At 46.9% G+C, this 8,405-nt stretch carries 4 protein-coding genes and 1 CRISPR repeat array; all 4 genes read right to left on the bottom strand.

Annotated elements, in window-relative coordinates; all coding sequences use genetic code 11:
* Positions 1–188 precede the first annotated feature (188 nt).
* A CRISPR array of direct repeats spans positions 189–2,042; the repeat unit is 32 nt; unit sequence ATTTCAATCCACGCACCCGTGAAGGGTGCGAC.
* Positions 2,043–2,225: 183 nt separating this feature from the next.
* Genes cas7c through NM10_RS06435 form a run of 4 tightly spaced genes read right to left on the bottom strand, consistent with a single transcriptional unit; the run spans position 2,226 to position 7,861 of the window.
* Positions 2,226–3,119 (bottom strand): type I-C CRISPR-associated protein Cas7/Csd2, encoded by an 894-nt coding sequence (cas7c, locus tag NM10_RS06450; RefSeq protein ID WP_020310787.1) that lies wholly within the window; start codon positions 3,117–3,119, stop codon positions 2,226–2,228.
* Between the two features lies 1 nt (position 3,120).
* A complete protein-coding gene (gene cas8c / locus NM10_RS06445; RefSeq protein WP_020310786.1) occupies positions 3,121–5,010 on the bottom strand; it encodes a type I-C CRISPR-associated protein Cas8c/Csd1 in 1,890 nt (629 codons plus the stop codon).
* Entirely contained in the window at positions 5,007–5,660 is a 654-nt protein-coding gene (gene cas5c, locus NM10_RS06440; protein WP_036200837.1) for a type I-C CRISPR-associated protein Cas5c, read from the bottom strand. The genes cas8c and cas5c overlap by 4 nt, the downstream gene beginning before the upstream one ends.
* A 17-nt stretch (positions 5,661–5,677) precedes the next feature.
* Positions 5,678–7,861 (bottom strand): CRISPR-associated helicase/endonuclease Cas3, encoded by a 2,184-nt coding sequence (locus NM10_RS06435; protein WP_071601835.1) that lies wholly within the window; start codon positions 7,859–7,861, stop codon positions 5,678–5,680.
* Between the last annotated feature and the right edge of the window lie 544 nt (positions 7,862–8,405).

The raw sequence follows: 8,405 nt of genomic DNA, 5'->3' as shown, positions 1-8,405 counted from the left end.
GATTAACCAATACGTAGATGATTACAACAACATACGGCCCACGAGGCATTAGGCTACAAGGTTCCCAACGAGTTTTACTTTGCTTGCTTCGCTGCTTAGAATAATTCTGCTTACTGCCACTCTTAAAATTTTAGAACGTGGTCTTGACAAGGGGCCCATTATATTCCATACCACCCCCCCTTATTTCTATTTCAATCCACGCACCCGTGAAGGGTGCGACTCGGCGCGCACCGTTCACCGCTCTTCATGTGGAATTTCAATCCACGCACCCGTGAAGGGTGCGACTTCGTCAACTTACTGTAAATTGCGCTCATGCTTCATATTTCAATCCACGCACCCGTGAAGGGTGCGACATGGCTATTGAAATCGGCATGGAAAACATATTTGCAATTTCAATCCACGCACCCGTGAAGGGTGCGACATTCAAAACATAAAGGATGGCTTGCTCCGTCAGTCATTTCAATCCACGCACCCGTGAAGGGTGCGACGATACGCTGACGGCACAACGGAGTTTAAAATGACCATTTCAATCCACGCACCCGTGAAGGGTGCGACAGCCGCCGCGCCAGGTCAATCCTTTGATGACATGGGATTTCAATCCACGCACCCGTGAAGGGTGCGACATAGGTTTGATTCCCTGCTTGTGGCACTCATTGTAATTTCAATCCACGCACCCGTGAAGGGTGCGACACGACGACATCGATTACCTGGCTCAGAAGGAAGAAATTTCAATCCACGCACCCGTGAAGGGTGCGACTTCATAAGGGTGTGACTCCAGACTCCTATGGCCGTATTTCAATCCACGCACCCGTGAAGGGTGCGACTGACGGCGACCGTCATGAGCTGGGTCAACACGATATTTCAATCCACGCACCCGTGAAGGGTGCGACGTGTTCAAACAAGGACTTGACGAGAGACTTCTCACAATTTCAATCCACGCACCCGTGAAGGGTGCGACATTGTTGCATTATGGCCGTTGGATTTCTCCATGGTGATTTCAATCCACGCACCCGTGAAGGGTGCGACCAAAACGCCGATTACAAACGACGTCCTGGGAAACCTATTTCAATCCACGCACCCGTGAAGGGTGCGACCGCCCAAACGGTAGGAGCGTGATAGCATGACGAAACATTTCAATCCACGCACCCGTGAAGGGTGCGACAAGAAATACTTATCAGTTGGTCTTAGGAGGAATATTTCAATCCACGCACCCGTGAAGGGTGCGACGGCCCTGACGCCTATCGGCTGCATCACGATCAACATTTCAATCCACGCACCCGTGAAGGGTGCGACGGCATGGACCGCCTGGCAGCAGGCGGATTTGATGCGATTTCAATCCACGCACCCGTGAAGGGTGCGACCAAAACGCGCGACAACACCGTTCAGCGTACTCGTCATTTCAATCCACGCACCCGTGAAGGGTGCGACACGAAAATAACCATCCGCTATAGGCCGGGCATTGATATTTCAATCCACGCACCCGTGAAGGGTGCGACGTTTTTTCTTCCATGCCTAGCACCTCACTTGATCTATTTCAATCCACGCACCCGTGAAGGGTGCGACAAAGATGCCCTCGGTCATCCCATATGGGCCAGGATAATTTCAATCCACGCACCCGTGAAGGGTGCGACATGGACCGAAAAGAGGTCGTCCTCCGATTTTTCCGGATTTCAATCCACGCACCCGTGAAGGGTGCGACGACAACGCTGATGCCGCTCCAGCAGCTGGAGAGCTCATTTCAATCCACGCACCCGTGAAGGGTGCGACCTGCTTCGACGTCATGGCGTTCATGTAGCTCAGGACCATTTCAATCCACGCACCCGTGAAGGGTGCGACGCACAGAATTGGCAGAATACGGTATCGCAGTTGGCATTTCAATCCACGCACCCGTGAAGGGTGCGACCGGGCCATGTACTGCCCGTAGGACAGGCCGGCGCGCCTGATTTCAATCCACGCACCCGTGAAGGGTGCGACTATCTCCATACCGTGTCGCGAGTATAGGTACTTGATATTTCAATCCACGCACCCGTGAAGGGTGCGACAGCCTTCAAATTGGCTCAGTCACTATCTGCTCTCTCATCAATCATATTGCGAACTGATTGATGAGCAGTTCAATTTTTGAGTCAATTATCCGGATATTGCTCATTTTTATAGAAATCAAGACGGGTGCGAAGCTCTGATATATTTTATGTGTGATTCTGCTTCGCACCGCTTTTTTTGCTTGGTTAAATCATCCGGGTACACGTAACATGTTCCGGAATTTTACTTTCATCTACAGTGATATCGTAGTCCGTATAGTTTCTGGGAGCAATGACGCCATCTTTTTTCTGGACATGAATAGTGTCAAAAAGTTTATAAGCTGGAGCATTCCCCAGTTCACTATCATGCTTGAAAACGATGAGTTCGCGGACGGCCATATTCCCTCTGGCAGCAGAATGGTCATATTCAAACATATTAATGATGGCCTTCCATAAATACTGCAAATCATCTTCGCTGAAACCGGTCACTTTCCGGGCCAGGTTAGCCGATACGTAGCCATCTACACGATATAACGCATAGGGAATGATGTACTTTCTGCCAATTTCGGTATTTTTGTTTTCAGCATCTTTTTCCGTCGTGATGGCGACACGGGTAATGGTGACTTCCTGTGGCATGATGGGATCAATGCTGCGGGCAAAACCCAACTGAACAGGACCGCGAACTTGGCCACAATTGAGGGCACTTTTGACAAAGGTCGTCATAACGGCGCCAAAGGTACGTATGTCAAAGAAATTCTGGCACATGAAATCACAGATTTTACGGTCCAGTTCCGGATCGCTTGTCTTCATCTTTTTGATGTCCTTTTCTTCTTTAACCCCTACATATTCCAAGGCTTCTTTATCACTGCGCTGCAAAGGAACGCCTTCTTTAACGTAAATACGATAGCCGGGTTTATCTTCGCAAATCGTTTCGATGCAATTGCGTATCTTACGCTTCAAGCAGACATCGGTAACCAGGCCATACCCCGTTTCCGGATCCACACGCGGCATATTACCGGCATCGGGATCACCATTGGGATTACCATTTTCTACGTCAAACAGGATGGTAAATTCATAGCGATTCTTAATGGGTTCTGACATTTTATTTTTCCTCCTTCTTCACATACCGTTTCTGGGTCTGATGGTAATAGCCTAAAATAAATAAGCCTTGATCCGTCAAATTCATCCGCGCAGGAATAGGCTGGCCATTCATCTCGATTTTCCCTTCCAACTCTGTAACCATTTTTTCCAGTTCAATTTTCAATCCCTTTCTGTCATTCAATTTGCGTAAATGGTGATTGGCCATTTTCAACAAAATCGGAAATACCCATCCTGGGGTCGCAGCCGCACTATTAAAAAATCGATCCTTAATCGTGCTATTTATTCCTTTCCGATTCTTTTCTGAGTCGGGAACCTTACCGCGTCCATTATCTTTTTCATGGGCTTTTTCCTGAATTTGTTCTAATACAGAGAACAGTCTGCCTAATACATAGGCCGTATTCGTACTTTCTTCATTCAACGCCACAGTTATCGTCTCTCCTTTCGGGAAATTCTTCAATAAACAAGCCTTGATGATAGCGGCTTTTTCAGCAGTAATTTTATAGATATGCTTATCTTTATCATCTTGATCTGCTTTAACTCTCAGCATGACGTGGTTGTATAAAGCCTGCGGGTAAGGCGTATCCGAGAGGATGCTCCGCATCACAGCCCCTGCCAGAAGTGGGGATGCTTTCTCATACTTTTTATCAGGTTTTCCTTTCGTGTCCTTACGTTTAGGATTCACTGTTACCCCCAACAATCTCCCTAATGGCAAGTAAGCCCGATACTGCTGAGGCATAACGATTTCCAGTCTTTCATAATGTTTGCGCACGTGGTCGATAAAATGACCGAACGTATCTTGTAAGAAAAAACGGACTGAGAGTCTGGCTGCATTTGGCGATAACCCTAAGATATAAAAAGGCGTATCGGGATGGATGGGAACTCCTTGAAAATCAAAGGGCATCCCTTTTTGGATGTGAGAAAACAAGGCATCAAGTGTCTCATCATCAATAGTGTCATCATCTTCAAAAACGGCGCTATGAAGCAAATCCTGATAGGCTTCTTCCCCATTGGCTGCCCAATAGACGACAGTCGTATTGCCAATGACCTTGCAATGCTTTTCATCGGCGATGAGTTGATTCAATACCGTCGTGTAGGCGAAAGCGGCATGTTCACTGACAGGAGCATTATAGCACTGTCCCTTTGAATGACCGTATGATTCAAAAGCCTCTGCGTTAAAGGATACTAAGGAAGCTCCCGAAGACTGGGCACCGCGGACGCCTTTGATATTAGGATGGATGCGGGCAATGGGTCCTATTTTCCCTGTGACTAAACACTGCCCTTTGACAGCATCATCAGATGGTTGATTATAATGAGCATCCCAGGCGCTCCTGATGGTTTCATCATCTTGAACAAAGACGCCTTCAACCGCATACATTACATTGGCTGTTAATAGGTTGGTGGTCAGGTACGGTTTCAATACGGAATGATTTTCTGCTGTTTCCGGATTCCACGTCGTAAAGAACCGCTTCAAAGCCGCTGCTGACGGCGTGTGGACAGCTTCTAAGATATCTAAATGATATTGTTTCATCGTTTCAAAACAAGCTACACTCCGTTTTTTATCCTTTTCCCATTTTGTTGCCGCATCTCCCGTTATATCTGCCGTCTTATTTTCCTTAGGCAGGCCCAGGCAATATGCAGCATTCGCCCATAAGAACTGCGGCCGGATGCCCGACGATTTTTTCACGCCTTCCGGCAGCATATGGGTAGTAGGCACAGATACCTTCTTTTTTCCCCGCATCACTTCTTTTTCCAAAGACAGGATACCGATGACTTCGCCCTGTTGATTCAGATTCACAGCATAAGAAATCTTATAGTTTCCCCATCCTGGTTTGGCAATAGCACCCTGTCGGGCTAAGGTTTCATAGTAATCTACCAATGATTGTAAAATCATGAGTGCACCTCACAATCCCGCAAATCCAGGACCCCGTTATGTAAGGTCGCCTTGAAGAACATAGGCCGTATGTGCTGTAAGTCGGAATAATCCATGTCATACAGCATATACCCTAATTCCTTATCTTCCCCGGCATAGGCTGTCGGCACACTGTCAAATTCATATTCCCGGAAATTGACAGGAAATTCCCGGCAGCCAAAATAAGGCGTATGATAGCATTGCCCCCGTTTCAGGCGGCGGCGGATGATATCCTGGAACTTTCCTGCATTGTCAGAAGCATTGGCCTTATCAGTCAATTCAAAATGCGCTTCGATGACATAATGCACCTTGCACAGTACCATGGAAGCCCGTTGCTGTATTTCTTCTTTCGTACTCAAATACAACGCCAGATTTTTCTTAGTCATCGCCTGCTTGGCCGCTCTGGCACTGGCCTTTGCCTTAACTTCATTACGGCGTATATTGGTAAATTGAATAGGACTGAGGACATAGATTTTATCAATAATCCATCTGAGTCCGGGATGCCAATAAATGGCCTCAATGATGCCTCGTGCTGCAGACGGTGTCATGACATCATAACTGACACGTTCCGTTTTCATTTCCGGCCGGGAGAACAAGGCATAATCTCCCCAAACCTCTACACGTATTGCCATATCATCATCTCCTCAATTTATAAAAAGATGCCTATTCCATCTTCCATATTGACGACGAGCCCCGTATCCGGGTCATATGCCGCCGGATCTTTTAGTACATACAATCCTAGATCCAATGCGTCCAGCTTATTCGTTTCCCAGAGTTTCTCGAACTGGTTCTCATAGACGCTGACCATATATTGATTAGCCTTACGTAATATGGACCGGTTACAAACACTGGCTATCAATTGTGTCAGGATTTTCTGATTATCCAGGTCATCATCTACGGGAATAAAAACGGGTCTGCTATCTTCTTCTATCAGTTTAAAATCTTTTGCAATCTCTGTAAAGTCCGGGGTATTTCCTTCTAATCGTTTCAAAATATTTTTGCTGTCCAGCTGGTCTTCGCCAATCGTGTAATGGAGCTGGTCGAAATACGCTTTAATACTCTCTGCACTGGCTATGTCGGCATGGTGCTTCGCCACCATCTGGGTTATTTCAATAGGGCGCCGCACGAAAGCAGGAATCCGGTTCATAGGCTTATGCAAATCATAAATATATACGGTACTGTCTTCGGTCCGCTGTTTCCCTTCCCGATTGCAGCGGCCGCCTGTCTGGATAATACTATCCAGGCCGGCAATTTCACGATAAACAACAGGGAAATCGACATCGACGCCAGCCTGAATCAAGCTGGTTGAAATGACCCGGCAGGGCAAACCATCCTTAAGGCGTTGACGGATGATTGCTAAGACGCGGCGCCGATGAGCCGGATACATGAAGGTCGACAAATGATAACATCCATCGCCCGCCATCATCTGATACAAGTCCCGAGCGTCCTTCTTGGAATTAGTGACACACAGGACCTGCTCATGCTCTTTCAGCTGCGCTGCCAAGGATTCCAAAGAATCTACATCCATGAATCGATAAGTGACGCGCCTGAAGAATTCATACAGTCCTTGTGTATCCGGGCAGATTTCCCGCACTTTCAGGCCTTCTCCAATCTGGGAAAAATACGTTTCCAAACTCGGCTGCGTTGCCGTACACAATACAGCTGTGCAGCGATAATTGGCCACCAATTCGCCTATACTGCGAATACACGGCCGCAAATAAGGTTCAGGGAGCATCTGCGCTTCATCGAAGATGAGGACACTATTGGCAATATTATGTACCTTGCGGCACCGGCTGGTCTTGGCCGCAAAGAGGGATTCAAAAAACTGCACATTCGTCGTCACAATGACGGGCGCATCCCAGTTTTCAGTCGCCAGCTTTTTGCGGTTTAAGCCATCATCTTCCTTTTTGTCATTATCCTCTTTATTGTCATCTTTATCGTAATCGACATTCATATGGTGTTCGATGACGTTACCATCTCCCAGGATATTGCGGAAAATATCGGCAGTCTGTTCAATAATCGACGTATAAGGGATGATATAAATAATCCGCTGTTTCTTATACTTTACAGCGTGTTTCAAGGCAAAAGCCAAGGAAGACAAGGTCTTACCGCCGCCGGTCGGAACGGTCAGGCTAAACATACCGGGTTCCTTTTCAGCTGCATCCAGACATTGCTGATAAATTTCCTGCCGTTTTTGATTGATAGGCGTAGTGGGTTCCCCAAATGTTGCATAATAAGCAAAAAATAAATCGTGAAGTTCCTGCATCGTCGCGAATCCGCCGCGTTGCACCTTGCCAGCGTTCACGAATTGTTCCGTATCCAAGAAATCGGCATCGACTAAGCAGGAAAAAAGCATACGGATGAAGAAAGAGTAATAAAACCGGTCTTTTCCGTATAAAAAGGCCGGTGCCTTGCGAATCGGCAGCGGTTCAGGCAATTCCTGCCGATAAGCTGAATAGTCCAGCTTGCCTTTCAATTCTTTTTTCAGCCGCCCCTTCAAGGTACCGTCATCGGCTTTCGATAATCTCGTTCCCGTATTGAGGAGACCGCTGTGATGACTGGCAATACAGAAAGCCAAAGGCACATTCTTTATTTTCTTCATCAACAAGGCACCAGCCGTAGAATGATCGACCCGCGGTCCCTCTTCCAGGATCCGTTGCTGGAAAGCCGCGCTATATTTCCCGATGTCATGATATAACCCGGCCATCTTCCCCCATTCGGCCGCATCAAATATGCTGGCAAATCGTTCTGCCAAAAGGCTGGCCCCTTTCAAATGGTCTATCAGCAGCTGCTGTCGTCCCTCTTCGCTAGTATGCCCAATATATGTTCCCATCTCTATTCTCCTTTCTCTACAATTTTGTGAATTCTATAATTCGTTTTTGATACACTCAGTATACTCCGTTCCATACTGCTAGTCAATATATATTTTCTGTAATATTGAATAGTAAAATTTATTTATAGAAAAAACCTGCCGTATGAATATCATACGACAGGCCACTCAATAACTTACTACTCAATATTACAATTTCAATCCACACGCTCATGGAATCCATCAGCGAGACGGGTATATTATAGCATAAAAAAAAGGCTTGTCGCACGTGCGACAAGCCCTGGACGGTGTCAACATATTGTGAGAATTTTTTTGAATGACAAGTTGAACCTCTCCCGTTTATAGAAGCGGGAGATTCTTGAGAAGGTTGCTGTTTAAGTTTCCTCCTGAAATCAGGATAGCCTTATTCTCAAAGGGCTGTCCAAAAGCCCTTTACACAGTCCCTCGAAATCGAAGTTCTGCTTACTTTTACGAAGTATATTGGCGGCGCCGTTGATGTCGGCATTAGCCGTCCTGCCGTTGGCGAAGCGGTACAGGCCGCGCCGGA

This window comes from Megasphaera sp. NM10, assembly GCF_000417505.1.
GTDB lineage: Bacteria > Bacillota > Negativicutes > Veillonellales > Megasphaeraceae > Megasphaera > Megasphaera intestinihominis.
This window is presented reverse-complemented; position numbering and strand designations above follow the sequence as displayed.

Coding starts and splice junctions, on each gene's coding strand:
- cas7c (WP_020310787.1), bottom strand. CDS start 3,119: ATGTCAGAACCCATTAAGAATCGCTATGAATTTACCATCCTGTTTGAC.
- cas8c (WP_020310786.1), bottom strand. CDS start 5,010: ATGATTTTACAATCATTGGTAGATTACTATGAAACCTTAGCCCGACAG.
- cas5c (WP_036200837.1), bottom strand. CDS start 5,660: ATGGCAATACGTGTAGAGGTTTGGGGAGATTATGCCTTGTTCTCCCGG.
- NM10_RS06435 (WP_071601835.1), bottom strand. CDS start 7,861: ATGGGAACATATATTGGGCATACTAGCGAAGAGGGACGACAGCAGCTG.